The organism is Nocardiopsis dassonvillei, assembly GCF_964273065.1.
In the GTDB taxonomy this organism is placed as follows: domain Bacteria; phylum Actinomycetota; class Actinomycetes; order Streptosporangiales; family Streptosporangiaceae; genus Nocardiopsis; species Nocardiopsis dassonvillei_B.
Window position 1 is genome coordinate 5,790,444 of record NZ_OZ186815.1, and the last position, 16,340, is coordinate 5,806,783.

Genomic DNA, 16,340 nt, shown 5'->3' on the forward strand with positions numbered 1-16,340 from the left:
GCCCGCGCCCGCGCGGCGTCCCGTGGAGCGGCGGGGCGGGGCGGGCCGCGGCCGCCGGGCCCGGGGGATGCGAACCTAGAGGGGTGAACACCGATGAGAACGACGGGACCGACGAGCAGGAGCGCGTCCGCGCCGAAACGGTACGCCGCCTGGAGCGCTCCATGGGCGCGCTGGGCACCGCCGCCGTCGTCCGCATGGAGGAACGCCTGGGCTGGTTCCGCCGCATGTCGGCCCAGGACCGCTCCTGGGTGGGCCTGGTCGCGCAGTCGGGCGTGGCGGCCTTCGTCGACTGGTTCCGCAATCCCAGGCGCGGCCGCCCCGCCATCACCGTCGAGGTCTTCGGCACCGCCCCGCGCGAGCTGACCCGGTCGGTCTCCCTCCAGCAGACCGTCGACATGATCCGCGTCGTCATCGAGGTCGTCGAGGGCCAGGTCGACGAGCTGGCCGCGCCCGGCGGCGCCCAGCAGCTGCGCGAGGCGGTGCTGCGCTACACGCGCGAGGTGGCGTTCAGCTCCGCCAAGGTCTACGCGCGCGCCGCCGAGGCGCGCGGGGCCTGGGACGCCCGGCTGGAGGCGCTCATCGTCGACGCCCTCCTGCACGGCGACCGGGAGGACGGGCTCCAGACCTGGGGGTCGGCGCTGGGCTGGTCGCTCACCCCGGTGATCACGCTGGCCGGGGAGATCGCCGAGGGCGACGACGAGGCCAAGGTCCTGGACGACCTGCGCGCCGCCGCGCGCCGCCTGGGCCACGACGTCCTGGCCGGGACCCAGGGGCGGCGCGTGGTCGTCGTGGTGGGGGTGGGCGAGCGCTACCCCGCCCAGGACCTGCCCGGCGCCGCCGCCGAGCCCCTGACCGGGCTGTTCGGCCCGGGGCCGGTGGTGGTCGGACCGGTCGTGCCCGACCTGCGGTCGGCCGGGGCGTCGGCGCGGGCCGCCGTCAGCGGGCTGCGGGCCGCGGTGGCCTGGCCGGACGCGCCGCGTCCGGTGTCGGCCGCCGACCTGCTGCCGGAGCGGGCGCTCCAGGGAGAGGCCGAGGCGCGCGCCCAGCTGGTGCGGGAGGTGTACCTGCCGCTGGCGGGCGCCGGGTCACCGCTGCTGGACACCCTGTCGGTGTACCTGGAGCACGCGTCGTCGCTGGAGGCGACGGCCCGCATGCTGTTCGTCCACCCCAACACGGTGCGCTACCGGCTGAGCCGGATCGCCGAGCTGACCGGGCACACGCCCTCCGACGGGCGGGGATCGTTCGTGCTGCGGATCGCCGTCGCGCTGGGACGGCTCGCGGGGGCCGGGGAGGGCTGACGCGGAATGTGTCGTTCGTCGCTGAGCGGCCCGGACCCTGTCTAACCCGGAACCCGGGCCGTAACCTGATCGTTAGCCCACCATGCGTGCGCCCTTATCCGAGTTTCACCTGCGCCGGGTATGTGTATCACTGCCCGTGTGCGACCGGGGACCGCATGAAAAGGGATAGCTTTGTAACGGTGAAGCGCGAGGTCCGCCCGGTTCGAGGACACTCCCGGGCGGGGGCTTTCGCGCACCGTCGGGTCACGACGTTCTTGGGGGTCAAGGCAGTGGTCGAACGACCGAGGAAATGGTCCTGGACCGACAATCCGGTGGCCGAGTTCGTTCTCCAGCCGACGCAGGAGGGCGAGCTGCGCAGACGGGTGCTGTTCTGGTTGCCCGCGCCGCTTCCCGTGGTCGGGCTGGTCGCCCTGCTCGTGGGCGGCTCCCTGTCGGCGGCGGGGTGGACGATCCTGCTGGCGACGTGTGTGGGTGTGGGCACGCTGCTGATGTCGCTCATCGTCCAGCCCACCCCCCTGCCCGAGGGGCTGGCCCCGCCGGTGTCCGCCCGCCGGGCGCTGCACCGGTTCCGCCAGTTCACCGGGCTGCGCATCGCCCTGGCCCTGACCACGATGGTGATCGGGGCCGCGGCGGCGCTGGTGGGCGGCGGGCTGTACCCGCTGCTGGCGGCCCTGGCGCTGGCCGTGCCGCAGCTGCTGCTGGCGATGCCGACCTTCTTCACCATCACCCGGGCCCGCCGCGCCATGGAGGCGTGGGGCACCACCGCGTACCTGTGGCACGCGCTCTCCCGCCCGGCCAAGGTGACCTGGCCGATCGTCACCCCGGCGGTCAGGGCCTGGCGGTCCCACCGCATCGAGCGCTCCCGCGAGTCCATGCGGCAGAAGCTCGCCGAGCGGGCCTGGCGCAGGGCCGTCCGCGAGGAGGCCGAGCACGGCGGTGAGGAGGCGGTGTCCGCCAACGAGCGCACCGACCTGCTCCGCCCGGTGGCCCCGCCGGCCGCCGGGGCGGACGAGCCCACCGAGGTCGTCCCGCACCTGGGCGCCGACCCGGCGGGGGACGCGCCGCGCGGCACCGGGGGGAACGAGGACGGCGAGGAGCCCACCGCGGTCCTGCCGCACCTGACCGAGGTGAAGCCCACCGCGGTGCTCCCGCACCTGGGCGGCGAGGCCGCCGACGGGGACGGGGCGTCCGACGGAACGTCGGAGGACGCGGCGCAGAAGAAGCGCGAGGAGTCCGGGCCGCGCGCCACCGTCAACCGGGCCGCCCGGCAGATCATCGAGCGCGGCAGCGGGGCCCTGGGCCTGGCCGTGCGCAGGAACCGCCGCGGCCACTCCACCACCCGGCCCCACCCGCACAAGCCCTGACCGGTTCCGGAGCCGCCGCCCCGACCCCGCGGCCGGCTCCGGGCCGCACCCCCCGCCCCCGGTCCGCTCGGCCCGGGGGCGGCGCTTTTCGACCGGCCCGGGCGAGACACCGGCGCCACCCTGCCCGCAGGACGGCCGGGCCGCGTTCCGGGCCCCGGGCGCCCACACCTCGTGGGCCCCGCCCAGCGGCCGCGCCGGGCCGTGGAAGGCGGAGCGCGCCCGAGCGGCCCTGTGGGCACGGGAGGGCCGGTCGGTCCGCTCCGCGGGCACGGGCAGGGGGTGTGCCCGCGGTCCGCGGTCCGAGTGGCACGGGCGGGGCCGTGGGGCGCCCCGGACCCTCTCGGGGCTCACACGTCGACGGTGGAGTGCACCTCGGGCAGGGCGTCAGGCCCGCCCTCGGCCATGTGGTACCAGCGGGCCTGCGCGGTGCGGCCGGTGAAGGACACCTCGCCGATGGTGTTGCCGAAGTAGAGCCCCGAGGACAGCCGCCAGCGCAGCGGGGAGGGCGGCACCCGTGCCAGCCACGTCATGATCCGCCCCGCCAGGTGCACCGGCGCGCTCGCCGACAGCCGCGCCATCCGGCGGAAGTTCGCCGGCAGCCGGTTGCACAGGGGGGAGGACACCAGCTGGAGGATCGCCGAACCGCCCTCGCCGACGTCGCGGTGCCGGACCGGGGCGGTGTAGGAGAAGTGGACGTCTCCGCTGAGCAGCAGCACCGACGCCGGGGCCGGACCGCGCTCGCCGCGCGCCACCCGGCCCACCGTGTCCGCCAGCCGCCCGAACGAGTACCGGAAGGCGCCCCAGTGCTCCAGGTCCAGGGCCTGGCGCAGCCGTTCGGCGGGCCCGCGCAGCCATCCTCCCCATGCGCCCGCGCACACCGCCTCGTTCCACGCCTCCAGGTGGTGCACCGCGGGCGGCAGCAGCACCGGCACCGTCGAGGCCACCACCACGTGGTCGGGGCCCCCGGTCAGGTGGTCGTCCAGCCAGGCGTGCCCGGACGGGCCCAGGATGGACCGGGAGCCGTCCGAGGGGTCGCCCTCGCCCAGGGCGCGGCCGCACCGGGTGTCCAGCATCAGCACCCGCACCCCGCCGATGTCGTGGCGGTGGCTCCACCGGTAGGACTCCGGCTCCTCGTGGGCCCGCAGGGCGAACGCGTCCACCTCGTCCCCGGCGTCGACGCGGGCGGCCCGTACCCGCACCCACAACGGGTCCTTGTCCCGGGCCTCGGGGGAGAGGTTGCCCACATGCTGGTACACCCAGTAGGCGCCCAGCCCGGCCGTGATCCGGGTACGCCACCAGGGGCGGGCGTCCATGTCGCGCCGCCAGGCCGCCGAGGTGTTCCAGTCGTCGCGGATGTCGTGGTCGTCGAACACCATCAGGGTCGGCACCGTCGACAGCAGCCACCGCACCTGCGGGTCGCTCCACGCCTGCCGGTACAGCTCGGCGTACTCGTCGAAGTGGACGACCTCGTCCGCGGGGCCGTCGGCGCCGGTGCCCTCCCGGTGCCCGCGCAGGAACGCGCGCATCGGCTCCTGGACCTCGTCGGCGTACACCTGGTCGCCGATGAGGAGCAGCACCAGGTTCCCCTCCACCGGCTCCCGGGCCAGCCGCCGGGCCGTCGCGCGCAGCAGGTCGGGCCCGTAGCCGACCACCCCCTCGGGGGCGTCGCCGGTGGGGGTGCGGCACGAGCCGTACAGCAGCCGGGTCGGTGCGTCCGGGGCGAGGGTGCGCAGCGTGCTCGGCGGCAGCGCCGACCCCGGTTCCGGCCACACCCGCTCCTCGTCCAGGAACACCTCGTAGGGCAGCACCGACCCCGGCTCCAGACCTGTGACCTCGCACACCGCATAGTGGTGGCCGTGCACGGTGAACGTGTCCGCGACCGCCGTCACACCGCCGTCCGCCACCACCCGGACCCGGCCGGGCGCGGACGCCTGCACCCACACGGTGGCGCTGGTCGGGCCGACATGCCGCAGCACGGGCCCCAGCGGTAAAGAGGCGGTCACCGTTCTCCCTCGTTTCGGCCGGGTCGGCTCACGTAGTGGACGAGTATGGCCCCTCCCGGACCGTATCGCCATCCACAGGCCGAAAACGGGATGGTTGCACGAGAGCCCGGCCTGCGCGAAGGTGGCGCTATGCGGACACAGATCCTGGAGCTGCACACCGGCGGATCGGAGAGCATCACCGACATCACCGGCCGGTGCGACGAATTCGTCGCCCAGAGCGGAGGGGACGGACTGCTCAACGTCTTCGTCCCGCACTCCACCGCGGGTGTGGCGATCATCGAACTCGGCGCGGGCTCCGACGACGACCTCCTGGCCAACCTCGACGACCTGCTGCCCGCCGACGACCGGTGGCGGCACCGGCACGGGTCGCGGGGACACGGCAGGTCGCACGTCATGCCCGCCTACATCGCGCCGCAGACCACCGTTCCGGTGTTCTCGGGCCGTCTCGGACTGGGAACATGGCAGTCCATCGCCGTGGTCGACCTCAACGTGGACAACCCCGACCGCACGGTACGGCTGTCCTTCCTCTCCTCCGGGTGAGCCGTGAGGGCGGCCCTGCGAGGGGGATACGTTGACGGAGGGGCCCGCTAGCGTGTGAACTAGGCCATCAGCGATGGTCGCGGGTGCATGTGACGGGTGGCGGAAAAGGCCCGGCATCGTTGTGACAACTGCTTCGTGCAGGCAAGATTGAGAAAAACCATCTGTGGAGGAGAACTTTCGTGAGCGCGACCGCGGGCCAGGCACAGAGCGAGCGTGGCTTGGCTGACCGACTCGGATTCAAGCCGGGTCAGGTGGTGCAGGAATTCGGGTTCGACGACGACGTCGACGAGGGCCTGCGCGCATCCATCGCCGAGCTCACCGGTGAGGAGCTGGTCGACGAGGATTACGACGGTGACGTCGATGCGGCGCTGCTGTGGTGGCGATCCGATGAGGAGGACGACCTGACCGACGCCCTCGTCGACGTGGTGACCACCATCGCGGACGGCGGCACGATCCTGGTCCTGACTCCCAAAGCGGGCCGTGAACTGCACGTGTCCCCCAACGACGTCGCCGAGGCGGCCAGCACCTCCGGTCTGTCCCAGACCAGTGCGGTGAGCGTCGGGGCGGACTGGTCGGGAACGCGCCTGGTCGTGCCCAAGCGGTGACGGACGTCACCCGTACGGGGTGAGGAATCCGGTGCCGCGCGTCCCGCCTGCGGGCGCGCGGCGCTGAGGGACGCCCGCACACGACCGAACGAACGAAGCATGACGGACATCTCACCGGGGGCCGTCGCCCCCGACTTCACCCTCCAGGACCAGTACGGACGGGACACCACCCTGTCCGCGCTGCGCGGCCGGCCGGTCCTGGCGGTGTTCTACCCGCTGGCGTTCTCCGGGGTGTGCTCCGCCGAGCTCGCCGAGCTCGCCGCACGCCACACCGAGCTCGCCGAACTGGGCACGGTCCTGGCCATCTCGGTGGACTCGGTCTTCGCCCTGCGCACCTGGTCGGACCGGGAGGCGTTCCCGTTCGCGCTGCTCTCCGACTTCTGGCCGCACGGTGCCGTCGCCGACGCCTACGGCGTCCTCGACCCCGGGCGGGGCACCGCCCGCCGGGGCACCTTCCTCATCGACGCCGAGGGCGTCGTCCGCTGGACCGTGCTCGCGCCGATCTCCGAGCCCCGCGACACCGAGGACTACCTCGAACAACTGCGCGCCCTGGCCTGAACCGGGGCGCGGACGACCGCGCGCGGGCCGCCTCCGCGAAGCGGTATGATCGCCTGCGACGCAAGGGCGCGTAGCTCAGCTGGTCAGAGCAATTGCCTTACAAGCAATAGGTCAGGGGTTCGAGTCCCTTCGCGCCCACGGACTCGGGACGATCCTGCTCGGGGGCCTTCGGCCGCCTCGCAGGGTCGTCTCGTTCTCCCTCCAGGGAACTTCCGATCGCCCCGGTGCGGGCGACCGCCAGTGCCTTCGGCGTGACCGTCTCACCTGTAACGCATCGCGGCTTCGGCTCGCTTGGTGAAGTCGGCGGGAGAAACGATGCCCCGACCTTTCCACCCGTTCGGACGACCGAGAACGAGCAGGTCACTGTCGTTGCTGACGATCAGAGATGCATCGGTGAAGGCAGCCAGGTCGAGAATGAGATTGTCCTCGGGGTCCTCGCAGTCATGTTGCGTCTGCGGAACGTCCCTGTAGTAGCCGCCTCCGGACAGCTCGGCCAGATCGCAGATGAGATCGATGTAGGCGTCCACATCCGATTCCATCCATCCTGCGTCGATCAGCCTGTGATCGACCATGGCGAGGATGTGCTCGCTGACCTCCAAGGCATATCCCCGTCCCAGGATCCCGCCATCACGGATAACTCCGAGGACGTGCAGGCTTGGATGCACCCGCCGGGGAGGAAGTGACGGTATGCCGTCGAACTCCAGCGGGTCACCGAGAACCTCCAGGTTGTCGCCACTGACAGCGTCGATGTAGACGTTTGCGTCCAGTACGACACCCAGAAGGGAACCTCCCTCGTTCACTGACGCCGGCTCCTCGTCCTGCGACGTACCCGCTCCAAAGATGCTTCCTTCTGCTCGGGAGTCGCTGCACGCCAACTCTCCTTCGCTCCATCCTTGGCTGCGGTTCCTCGGCGCGAGGAAGCCATTGCCCGGGCAACGTGGTCGAGTCCGGTGTCAACACCGTCGGCGAGTCGCGTTCGACGCTCCGCAAGCGTGAGTACGTCCGCGGTCAGAAGCCTCCAGTGCGTGCCCACCCGTGTTGCGGCCAGATCGCCGCGCTCGATGAAGCGGTACACCATAGGCCGGGACACACCGAGCAGTTCGGCCGCCTGCTGTGGGCTGAGCATCACGTCGTGGCTGATGACGGAGACGCGTTGGCCGTTCGCCCTGGCAAGGGCGATCGCCAGGAGAACTCGCAGTTCGTCTCTGTCGAGTCGGTACTCTTCTCCGCCGGGCAGACTCAGTGCCACCTGTGCTGTGTCGCTGAGGATCTGGCTGATCGCTGCTCGGGTGGCTTCCCGCTGCTCTTCCGACGCCGGCGGAGCGAGGTCCTCCACCACTCTGTTCAGTGTTGTGGCCATGTCGCCCTCCTCATTAACTGTAATAAGTGTAACCTCCTGGCGGTGCTGGTGTACAAGGATCGGGTCTCACGCCCAGGCATGGACCACAAGTCCGGTGGGCGATCATCGAATCCGCTTCGTGGATCGGCAGTTCCATCGCGTCCGAACGCGGTGGCGTTCGAGGACGGCATTCACCGTCTGCCGGGTGATGCCGAGGCGCTCCCCCAGTGTGCAGACGTTCATGCCTGCTCGGTAGGCGGTGATCAGCTCGTCTGCCTCGTGGGGCTTGAGGCGCTTCGCGGTGCCCGGCTTCTTCGTGGGTTTCTTGTGCTGGGGGAGGGGCGCTGTCGGTGCGGGCAGCTCGCGGAGGAGGGCTTCGAGCTTGGCGACGAAGTGGGCAGGGTTGTGGTCGGCCTGCGCAGGGTCCACTCCACTCCGGGAGGATCCTGCTCGGGGGCCTTCGGCCGCCTCGCAGGGTCGTCCTTCGTGCTTCCCGGGGGAGACCCCCGAGTCCCCCGAGGCACCCCCTGTGTCCGAGGCCGTGCAGACCGGCGGGGTGGGTGAGGTCCTCTCCCGCAACGCGGGGCCGCGCCTCGCGGGGCGTGGCCGGTTCCTCCGGGGACGATCCGAGCCGCCCCACGCGGCGGTGTCGCGGCCTCGGGCTCCCCGGAGGCGGGTCGTCCCGCCCCATGCGCGGGCTTCGCCCGCGGGGCGTCCCCGCCGGGGTCTTCGGCCGCCCCGGGCGGGGCTACTTCGGCGGGGCGTCCTGGCGGGTGGCGGTGCGGGCGCGCAGGCGGGGCGCGATCAGGGGCGGGCGGCGCTGGCGCGAGTCGGGCGAGCGCAGGGCGTGGAACTCCGTCTGCTCGTACACGACCGAGCTCTGCACCCGGGTCACCTCGGAGCGCTGCGACATCACGTCGAGCACGAGCTGCTGGAGGTGTTCGGCGTCGCCCACCACCACGTGGACCAGGAAGTCCTCGGCGCCGCTGACGTGGTAGAGCGAGCGGGTCTCCGGGAGGGCGATGGCGAAGTCGACGAACCGGGTGAAGACCTCGCGGGTGTGCGGGCGCACCTGCACCGCCAGGATCGCGTTCATCGCCAGCCCGATGGCCGTCGACGACACGTGCGCGTGGATCCCGGTGATGACGCCCCTCTCGCGCAGCCTGCGGACGCGCAGCAGACAGGTCGACGGGGCGATCCCCAACTGCTCCGCCAGCTGCTTGTTGGGGATCGTGGCGTCCTTCTGGAGCTGTTCGAGGATGGCCCAGTCGATCGCGTCGAGTTCGATTGCGGCGGCCATAGCTCCCCATGATACGGACCGCATACGGGGAGGAATCCGGCTCAGGGGGCGGCGGCGAGCAGCCGACGCAGCGTCGCGGTGCGCTCCGCCGGGTCGGTGTGGTGCAGCAGGGCGGAGAGCACGGCCATCCGGGTCTGCGGCGCGCGCAGGGTTCCGCTCGGCACCGCCCCGGCCGCGATCAGGTCGACCCCGCCGCCACCGGAGTACATCCCGGTGACCGGCCCCGCGGGCACCCGGGTGGTGAGCGCGACCAGCACTCCGGCGGAGACCGCCTCGGCGACGGCGTCGACGAACGACGGGGCGGCGTTGCCTGCGCCCGCGCCGGCCAGCACGACGCCCTGGGCCCCGGCCGCGACGGCGGCCCGCAGCAGCAGCGGATCGGCGCCCGCGTGGTGCATGACGATGTCGACCCGGGGAGCGGGAGCGCTGGGGACCGGCGGCGGGAGCGGCTCCGGCCGCGGAGGCCGGTGCCGGACGAGCACCCGGCCCCCGGCGACCTCGCCGACCCGCGGGCCGGACGGGTCGCCGAACCCGTCGACGGCGAGCGTGTGCCCTTTCATGGTGCCGCGTGCGGCGTGCACCAGGCCGTCGAACACCACCAGCGCGCCCAGGCCGCGTCCGTCGGCGGCGACGGCCAGGGCGTCGCGGAGGTTGGCCGGGGCGTCGCTGTCGACGTGGTCCGGCGGCCGCTGCGCACCGGTGAACACCACCGGCCGGTCGTCGCCGTGGTGCAGGTCGACCAGGAACGCCGACTCCTCCAGCGTGTCGGTGCCGTGGGTCACCACGACCCCGTCGACCCCGTCGTCGGCCAGCGCCTCGTGCACGGCGCCCAGCAGGGTCAGCTGCTGGGCCGTGGTGAGCGCCGAGCTGTTCACCGTGAACAGGTCCCGGACCCGCACCCGCGGGCCGTCGGAGACACCGCTGCCCTCGAGGATCTGCGGTCCGGTCAGCGTGGCGGCGTATCCGTCCCCGATCCTGCGGCTGGCGATCGTTCCGCCGGTGCTGATCAGCACGACCTGGCGCATTGTGTCCTTCTCGTCTCGGAGGGTCCTGGGTCGGGGTGCGGCCCGGTCCCGCGGCGGGGCCGGGCCGCACCCGTGGAGCGGTCGGCGTGGTCCGCCGGGGTCAGCGGGCGTCCGGGACGGAGCGCTCGTCGGCCGGGGCGGCCTCCCAGCACTCGATACCGGTCACGTCGGGCATCCGGTCCCGGGTGAAGACCGGGTCCAGGCCCCGCCTGCGCTGCTCCCGGTAGTCCGCGAGCAGGCGCAGGGCGAGCGCACCGAGCGGGGCGATCGCGACCAGGTTGATCACGGCCATGAGCCCCATGGTGACGTCGGCGAAGCTCCACACCAGGTCCAGCGAGGCGACGGCGCCCAGGAACACCATGGCGACCACGGCCGCCCGGTACACCGGCAGGGCCGCCGGGAGGCCGGTCAGGAACCGCAGGTTGGACTCGCCGTAGTAGTAGTTGCCGACCAGCGACGTGAACGCCAGCAGGAAGATGATCACGGTGAGCAGGTGCAGGGCCCAGGAGCCGAGGTTGGCCTCCAGTGCCCGCTGGGTGAGCTCGGCGCCGACCTCCTCGCCGTACACGGGGTCGGACACCAGGATGATGAAGGCGGTCACCGAGCAGATGACGAGGGTGTCGAAGTACACGCCGAGCGTCTGCACCAGGCCCTGCTTGACCGGGTGGCTGACCGAGGCGGTCGCCCCCGCGTTGGGGGCCGAGCCCATGCCCGCCTCGTTGGAGAACAGGCCGCGGCGGATGCCCATCATGATCGCCGTGCCGACGCCCGCGGCGCCGAACTCGCGCAGGCCGAACGCGGAGGCCACGATGTCGGAGAGCACCGCGGGGACCTGGTCGATGTTCATCGCGACCACGACCACGCCGATGACGAGGTAGGTCAGCGCCATGAACGGCACCAGGGTCTGCGCGACGTGGGCGATGCGGCGCACACCGCCGAAGATCACGAGCGCGGCGAGGACGGCCAGGGCGGCGCCCACGGCGGGCGCGATCCACCCGGGGGCCTGGGCGCCGGTGGCGGTCGACACCGACCCGCTCACGGCGCCGGCGATGCTGTTGGCCTGAACCGCGTTGAACGCGAACCCGAAGGTGAAGATGATGGCGACGGCGAACAGCACTCCCATCCACCTCGCCTTGAGCCCGAGCGTCATGTAGTACGCCGGGCCGCCGCGGAACCCGGCCCTGTCCCTGACCTTGAACAGCTGGGCGAGGGTGGACTCGACGAACGCGGCCGAACCCATGACGATGCCCATCAGCCACATCCAGAGCACCGCGCCGGGACCGCCGAGGGCGATCGCGACCGCCACCCCGACGATGTTGCCCGTCCCGATCCGGGAGGCCGCCGAGATCGAGAACGCCTGGAACGCCGAGATGGCCCTGCGCCCGTCCGGGGCCGTCTCCGGGTCGCTGCGCAGGGAGCGCAGCATCTCGGGCAGCAGCCGGATCTGGACCGCGCCGGAGCGCACCGTGAAGTAGACGCCGACGATGGCCAGCAGGGGGATGACCAGATAGGCCCACAGGACATCGTTCAGGCCCACGATGGCGCTGTTCAGCGCATCCATATGTTCGCTCCTTGTCGTGTGCGGGCACGCGGGGGATGCCGGATCCGTCTCGCCGGCACGACATGGCTCCACGACCGGTGGTCGGAGCGTGCTTCCGCTGGTGGGCAATGGTCGACACATCGACGGTCCGACGCAACAGGTACTGCTCTCCGTGCGGAGGATCAGGGGTTTCGCCGAACCCTGTTCGGCTCCTGGGGTCTTCGTGCGGTGGCGCGTGCCACACGTTCGACGGGCCGCCCGGCGGCGGCCCGTCGGGGCCGGGCGGCGGAGCCCGGCCGAGCGGACGTCCGGTCGTGTCCCGACGCCCGGAGCACCGTGACCGGGGCCCGGCGGCCGTCGCCACGCGGTGGTCCGCGGTCCTCCCGGGTCCGGGGCGGCCATGCCGGGCGGCGGGCCGAGGCCGCCGGAGAGGCTCTGCGTTCGGCCGCGCCGCCGCACTCCCGCCCGGGTGCCGGCCCTGCCGGAATTCCAGGGGCGGGCCGCCCCCGGGTCTTCGCCGGTGCGCCCGCGCCCCGGCGCGGGGGTGGTGTCCGGGCCCGGGGGCGCCTACCGTGCCGGGTATGAGGATGCTGCACCTGGGGCTGCGGGTCACCGACCTGGACCGCTCGCTCGCCTTCTACACGGCACTCGGCTACCTCGAGGTCGGCCGCGTCCCCGAGACGGAGCTCGGGAGCCTGACCATGCTCCGGCTGCCCGACGACCCGTTCGTCAGCCTCGAACTCGTCCACGACCCCGCTCGGCCGGTCCGGGACACCGGCGCCGTCGACCACCTCGTCGTCCAGGTGGACGACCTCGACGCGCTGGTCGCCGTCCTCGCCGCGCGGGGGATCGCGGCGGATCCCCCGGCGGAGCTCGGCCCGGGCATGTGGACGGCCTGGGTCACCGACCCGGACGGCCACCGCGTCGAGCTGGTGCGGTGGCCGCCCGGCCACCCCGCCGGGATGACGGAGGCCGACTTCTCCGGGCCGCCGCGCCCCGGTGCGGAGCGGCCCGGCCGGGACGGGGGTCCCGCCGGGCCGCCCGGTGCCCCGCCGGGGGTCAGGGCCTGATGACCCAGGTGCCCCTGCGGTGGTTCCGGGCCCTGCCTTCGGGGTCGTAGCCCCCCTCGACGTTGCCCGCGACGTCGACCGCGAACCAGTGGACGGTGGTCGTCTCCTCGATCCGCAGGGTCTCCAGGCCCCCGCGCACCCCGGTCAGCTCCAGCCTGGGGGAGTCGAAGTCCGGACGGCTGCCGTCGAGGGTGTAGTAGATCTCCGCGGGTTCGCTGGTCTCGAAGGCGACCTCCACCGGGCCGGAGTGCCCGCCGGGGCGCGGAGAGACGCCCGAGCGCGGCCGGTACCGGTCGTTCTGGTGGGCCAGGGCCACCTCCAGCATGTCGTACAGGCCGTTGGCGTACTCCATGCCCTGGGCGTGGGCCTCCTCCCACGGCGGCTGGAACCCCGCCTGGCCCAGCTCGAAGTTCCAGGCGAAGATCCCGTTCTCGTACCAGAGGTGGTCACCGGAGTTGCCCGCCGCGGAGTACAGCACGTCGATGATCGGACCCGTGCGGGCCGGGGTCACCACGGTGCCGCGGTGCTCCTTGATCGCGCCCAGGATGCTCGCCGACGACTCCCAGAAGTAGGCCTCCTGCATCGCCGTCGGGCGGGGGGTGGAGACGCGCCCGTCGGCGATGTAGGCGCCCGGGGACCACATGAAGTAGTCGCCCGAGGAGTGGATGTTCATGGAGAAGTCGATGTTGTCGTGGGTGTCGACCAGCCACACCAGGTTCCGGTTCTCCGGCTGTGAGAGAGGGCCCAGCTCCTCGGGTCCGGCGAAGGTGCCGCCGGTGCAGCTGAAGGAGGCCCCGGAGTAGCCGTCCCAGAGGGTGTAAGCGCCGTAGTTGCGGTTGTTGTCCACGCCCCACTGCGCCCCCTGGGCCACGGCCCACTGGTCGCGGGCGCCGTCGGTGCCGCAGTAGTTGGTCATGTTCTTGCGGTGCAGCGGGACGTCGTAGAAGGAGTAGTTCGCTCCGTCGGGGTTGAACGAGGGCATCAGGAAGATGTCCAGCTCGTCCACCAGCTCGGTGGTGGTGTCGTGGATGCCGTAGTTGCGCACCAGGCGTTCGGCGGTCTCGATGGTCACCAGCGGCGTCTGCCACTCGCGGGCGTGCTCCTGGGCGTACCCCAGCACACCGGTCTTGGAGCCGTCCCGGGTGGCGCCGATGCGCAGGGCGTAGACCGGAGCCGGTTCGCGGGACACGTCGTCGGGCGCGTTGAGGAAGTCGTCGGCCCCGACCCTCTCGGCCCGCACCACCCCGTCCCCGGCGTTGCCCCGGAAGGTGAAGGCGCGGACCAGGTGGCCGGCCTCGGCGTTGACCGCCGCCACGACCTGCGCCGCGGTCGTGGTGATCGCACCGTCGCCGTCGGTGGCCAGGCTGACGGTGATCACGTCGCCCGCCACCCCGGCCGACAGCTCCGAGTCGGGCGCCGCGGGGTCGACCAGGTCCACGACGATGTCGTTGCCGCCCTCGTGGCCGTAGGCGAGCGTCTCCACGACCACGCCGCGGGCCGCGTCCCGCCCGTCGACGCCCACGCCGAGGATCGCCTGGGCGTGGCGTCGGTAGCCGTTGGTGGTGTGGGGGAGCTCGATGACCTCCGCGATGTCCGGGTACTCCTCGGCGATCTGGTGGATCCGGTCGTAGAGCTCGGCCGGGGTCATGTAGGCGTTGAGGAAGTCGGTGTAGGGAAGCGGGTCCCCGGGTCCGCCGGGGTCCGGCAGCCACTCGGTGACCTCCGCGACGGCGCTGCCGCCGTGCGGGCCGGTCACCCGGATGCGCTCGGGCCTCTCCTCCACCGGGGCCTGGCCGCGGTGGTACATGTACACCCCGACGTCGACGAAGCGGTTCAGGGTCTGGGTGCCGCCGTCGCCGAACTCCGTGCCGGGCCCGGCGTCGCGTTCCACGGTCAGCTGGAAGTTCTCGGCCTGTCCGAAGTCGGAGCGGACCTCCACGGACAGGTAGGCGCCGTTGCGGCCCTCGAAGTAGTCCGCCCGCAGGACCTCGAGCCCGTCGGTGGCCGACAGCGCCCTGGCCGTGTCGTGGGGTCCGTTCTCGGCCTGGAGCCGGGCGATGGTCTCCTCGCGCTCCTCGATGCGGTCCTCGGCGTCGGACGCGGTGTAGAGCACCTCGCCGAAGGTGAACCCGGCCTCGTTGTACGCCTCCAGGTCGAAGGGGCCGACCACGGCCTGGGCGACGAACCCGTGCCCGTCCGCCGCGTCCAGCCGGGCGATGTCGCCGCCCAGTTCCACGAGGCGGTCGAGCTCGTCCCGGTCGTCCAGGAAGACCTCCACCACCGACGGCTCGTCGAGTTCCAGTGTCGCCGCCCCGGACCCGGCGGCCGCGGGCACCGCCGTCGGAAGCAGCAGCGCGGCGGCGGCCCCGACGGCGAGCCCGGTGCGGCGTGCGCGCCGCGACCCGTTCCATGTCCTGTGTCCCATCGCGTCCTTCTCGCTCGGCGCGGAGCGGGCGGATGGCCCTGCGTCCACGGCAAGTGGCGCCACCGCCGTTCGGGCGGGGGCGGACGGGTTCGATCGGATCGGCCGCGGGACCACGGGACGGCACTCACACCGGGGGAGGTCGACGTGCTCGGCGACGGGGGTGGGGGACGGGGGACGTGGGGGAGGCGCCCGGGTGGACGGCGCGGCCGCCGTCGCTCACCCGAATCGGCTGTCGCTCAGAGGCTTTCGTGGCGCCGGGGGCGCGTCAAGGACGGTAAGGCGGAAAATGTGGCGGAGTGACCGCGGGCCCACCGGCGGCCGCCCGCGCGGTCACGGCCCGGACGTCCACGGTGACCGGCGCCGACCGCGCGCTCCCGTTCCGTGCCGCCCGGAACCCGTGCCGCCCGGGGCGGAGGTGTGCGCGGCTACAGCCACTCCCGCAGCCGCTCCGCGAGCCATTCCGGCCGTTGCAGGGGGATGCCGTGCCCGCACTCCCCGACGACGGCGAGACCGCTGCCGGGGAGCGCCTCGTGGAGGGCGCGGGCGGAGTCCCGCATGAGCCCTCGCTCCCGGGCGCCCGCGAGCACGAGGGCCCGGCCGGGGAAGCGAGGCCAGCCTCCGGGCACGGTGAAGCGGATGTTCTCGCCGACGACAGCCGTCAGGGTCGGCCGGGAGATCGTCGCCGAGGTGCGGAGGTAGTCCTCCATCAGGGCCTCGGGGACGAACAGCTCCCGGGCCTGGAGCCGGGCGAACCACCTGCGGCGCGCGAGCCCCGAGGTCGCGCCGACCAGGCCGACCGTGAACGAGGGGAACGGCGTGGGCACTGCCTGCGCGCTCACCACCACGGCCCGGTCGACGAGGTCGGGCCGGTGCGCGGCCAGGAGCACCGCGAGCTGGGCGCCGAGGGAGAAGCCGACCACCGCCGCGGGGCCGTCCGACCGCTCCTGCGCGAGGACGCCGGCCAGCTCCCGCACGGTCCGTTCGTGCGAACGGTACGGTTCGTCGGCACTGCGGTCGTGTCCGGGGAGGTCGGGGACGACCAGCCGCAGCCCGTCCCCGAGCCGTACCCGCAGCGGTTCCCACATCCACCCGGCGACACCCCCGCCGTGCAGCAGCAGCACGGTCGGGGCCCCCTCCGGCCCGAACTTCCCCACGTACACCCCGACGACTCCTCCCGCGTGCGGGTGCGGTCCGTTCCCGGCACCCGCACCGTATTGTGGCCCCTCCGGGAACCCCGCCTCCGGGGGACCCCGGCGCGACGCCGATCCGGTGC

The 16,340-nt window shown here is 72.9% G+C and carries 15 protein-coding genes and 1 tRNA gene; 7 read left to right on the forward strand and 9 right to left on the reverse strand.

The genetic code is table 11. The features are described from left to right. The first annotated feature begins 83 nt into the window (after positions 1–83). Entirely contained in the window at positions 84–1,298 is a 1,215-nt protein-coding gene (locus tag ACSUPR_RS25830) for a PucR family transcriptional regulator (protein ID WP_436887303.1), read from the forward strand. A gap of 311 nt (positions 1,299–1,609) precedes the next feature. Beyond that, a complete protein-coding gene (locus ACSUPR_RS25835) occupies positions 1,610–2,662 on the forward strand; it encodes a hypothetical protein (protein ID WP_436887304.1) in 1,053 nt (350 codons plus the stop codon). 347 nt (positions 2,663–3,009) lie between these two features. Here ACSUPR_RS25835 and ACSUPR_RS25840 read toward each other — a convergent pair whose 3' ends face one another. Beyond that, on the reverse strand, positions 3,010–4,665 hold the full coding sequence (locus ACSUPR_RS25840) for an alkaline phosphatase D family protein (RefSeq protein WP_436887305.1): 1,656 nt from the start codon (positions 4,663–4,665) through the stop codon (positions 3,010–3,012). Between the two features lie 129 nt (positions 4,666–4,794). Between ACSUPR_RS25840 and ACSUPR_RS25845 the strand changes: the two genes are divergently transcribed. The 4 genes from ACSUPR_RS25845 (at position 4,795) to ACSUPR_RS25860 (ending at position 6,506) form a co-directional block, all read left to right on the forward strand. Further along, positions 4,795–5,205, forward strand: coding sequence for a YjbQ family protein (locus tag ACSUPR_RS25845; RefSeq protein WP_436887306.1), 411 nt, complete (start codon positions 4,795–4,797; stop codon positions 5,203–5,205). Positions 5,206–5,384: 179 nt separating this feature from the next. Further along, positions 5,385–5,810: a DUF3052 domain-containing protein gene (locus ACSUPR_RS25850; protein WP_436887307.1), complete on the forward strand. Its 426-nt coding sequence runs from the start codon at positions 5,385–5,387 to the stop codon at positions 5,808–5,810. A 99-nt stretch (positions 5,811–5,909) separates the two neighbouring features. Continuing rightward, on the forward strand, positions 5,910–6,368 hold the full coding sequence (locus ACSUPR_RS25855; protein WP_436887308.1) for a peroxiredoxin: 459 nt from the start codon (positions 5,910–5,912) through the stop codon (positions 6,366–6,368). A gap of 64 nt (positions 6,369–6,432) precedes the next feature. Continuing rightward, a tRNA-Val gene (locus tag ACSUPR_RS25860) sits at positions 6,433–6,506 on the forward strand. Between the two features lie 122 nt (positions 6,507–6,628). Here the strand turns inward: ACSUPR_RS25860 and ACSUPR_RS25865 are convergent. The 6 genes from ACSUPR_RS25865 to ACSUPR_RS25890 all read right to left on the reverse strand — a co-directional run bounded on the left by ACSUPR_RS25865 (position 6,629) and on the right by ACSUPR_RS25890 (position 11,593). Beyond that, positions 6,629–7,168 carry a hypothetical protein gene (locus ACSUPR_RS25865; protein WP_436887309.1) on the reverse strand — a complete coding sequence of 180 codons (540 nt, stop codon included), beginning with the start codon at positions 7,166–7,168 and terminating at the stop codon, positions 6,629–6,631. Then, positions 7,165–7,728, reverse strand: a complete 564-nt coding sequence (locus ACSUPR_RS25870) for a helix-turn-helix domain-containing protein (protein ID WP_436887310.1) — start codon at positions 7,726–7,728, stop codon at positions 7,165–7,167. Before ACSUPR_RS25870 ends, ACSUPR_RS25865 begins: the two co-directional genes overlap by 4 nt. Before the next feature lie 102 nt (positions 7,729–7,830). Then, a complete protein-coding gene (locus ACSUPR_RS25875; RefSeq protein WP_436887311.1) occupies positions 7,831–8,136 on the reverse strand; it encodes a hypothetical protein in 306 nt (101 codons plus the stop codon). Positions 8,137–8,455: 319 nt separating this feature from the next. Next, entirely contained in the window at positions 8,456–9,007 is a 552-nt protein-coding gene (locus ACSUPR_RS25880; RefSeq protein ID WP_436887312.1) for an Lrp/AsnC family transcriptional regulator, read from the reverse strand. A gap of 41 nt (positions 9,008–9,048) precedes the next feature. Then, the gene (locus ACSUPR_RS25885) at positions 9,049–10,032 is read right to left on the reverse strand and encodes an asparaginase (protein WP_436887313.1); all 984 of its coding nucleotides are present in this window, start codon (positions 10,030–10,032) and stop codon (positions 9,049–9,051) included. Between the two features lie 100 nt (positions 10,033–10,132). Continuing rightward, entirely contained in the window at positions 10,133–11,593 is a 1,461-nt protein-coding gene (locus ACSUPR_RS25890) for an alanine/glycine:cation symporter family protein (RefSeq protein WP_436887314.1), read from the reverse strand. A 560-nt stretch (positions 11,594–12,153) separates the two neighbouring features. Between ACSUPR_RS25890 and ACSUPR_RS25895 the strand changes: the two genes are divergently transcribed. Further along, a complete protein-coding gene (locus ACSUPR_RS25895) occupies positions 12,154–12,642 on the forward strand; it encodes a VOC family protein (RefSeq protein ID WP_436887315.1) in 489 nt (162 codons plus the stop codon). Here the strand turns inward: ACSUPR_RS25895 and ACSUPR_RS25900 are convergent. After that, positions 12,632–15,067 carry a M14 family metallopeptidase gene (locus ACSUPR_RS25900; RefSeq protein WP_436887316.1) on the reverse strand — a complete coding sequence of 812 codons (2,436 nt, stop codon included), beginning with the start codon at positions 15,065–15,067 and terminating at the stop codon, positions 12,632–12,634. The two genes, ACSUPR_RS25895 and ACSUPR_RS25900, sit on opposite strands and share 11 nt — an antisense overlap. A 425-nt stretch (positions 15,068–15,492) precedes the next feature. Next, the gene (locus tag ACSUPR_RS25905; RefSeq protein WP_436887317.1) at positions 15,493–16,227 is read right to left on the reverse strand and encodes an alpha/beta fold hydrolase; all 735 of its coding nucleotides are present in this window, start codon (positions 16,225–16,227) and stop codon (positions 15,493–15,495) included. Positions 16,228–16,340: the final 113 nt, after the last annotated feature.

What these genes read in the sequence shown, in the direction of transcription:
- ACSUPR_RS25845 (WP_436887306.1), top strand. Translation starts at nt 4,795, where the DNA reads ATGCGGACACAGATCCTGGAGCTGCACACCGGCGGATCGGAGAGCATC.
- ACSUPR_RS25855 (WP_436887308.1), top strand. Translation starts at nt 5,910, where the DNA reads ATGACGGACATCTCACCGGGGGCCGTCGCCCCCGACTTCACCCTCCAG.
- ACSUPR_RS25870 (WP_436887310.1), bottom strand. Translation starts at nt 7,728, where the DNA reads ATGGCCACAACACTGAACAGAGTGGTGGAGGACCTCGCTCCGCCGGCG.
- ACSUPR_RS25880 (WP_436887312.1), bottom strand. Translation starts at nt 9,007, where the DNA reads ATGGCCGCCGCAATCGAACTCGACGCGATCGACTGGGCCATCCTCGAA.
- ACSUPR_RS25885 (WP_436887313.1), bottom strand. Translation starts at nt 10,032, where the DNA reads ATGCGCCAGGTCGTGCTGATCAGCACCGGCGGAACGATCGCCAGCCGC.
- ACSUPR_RS25890 (WP_436887314.1), bottom strand. Translation starts at nt 11,593, where the DNA reads ATGGATGCGCTGAACAGCGCCATCGTGGGCCTGAACGATGTCCTGTGG.
- ACSUPR_RS25895 (WP_436887315.1), top strand. Translation starts at nt 12,154, where the DNA reads ATGAGGATGCTGCACCTGGGGCTGCGGGTCACCGACCTGGACCGCTCG.
- ACSUPR_RS25900 (WP_436887316.1), bottom strand. Translation starts at nt 15,067, where the DNA reads ATGGGACACAGGACATGGAACGGGTCGCGGCGCGCACGCCGCACCGGG.